At 70.4% G+C, this 223-nt stretch carries 1 pseudogene; it reads left to right on the top strand.

What is annotated here, in order from left to right:
• Positions 1–223 (top strand): annotated as a pseudogene (locus ACEPPI_RS41090) (peptidase M23); the annotation flags it as partial.

Here is a 223-nt window from a genome sequence, read left to right as displayed (position 1 = left end):
GGTGAACGGCTCGTGGTCCACCTGGGCCAACTTCGGCGGCGGCGGATACCGACTCGCCACCGGCAACAACGCCGACGGCCGCATCGAAGTCTTCGCCTCCAACACCAACGGAGTCTTCCACCGCTGGCAGACCGCACCCAGCGGCAACTGGGCCAACTGGGAAGGCACCGGCGGCGGCCCCGCGACCTCACGCCTCGCCCTCGAAACCGCACCCGACGGCCGA

This window comes from Streptomyces sp. AB3(2024) (genome assembly GCF_041862025.1).
In the GTDB taxonomy this organism is placed as follows: Bacteria; Actinomycetota; Actinomycetes; order Streptomycetales; family Streptomycetaceae; genus Streptomyces.
The sequence above is the reverse complement of the archived record's forward strand: the minus strand, read 5'-3'. Positions and strand labels throughout refer to the sequence as shown.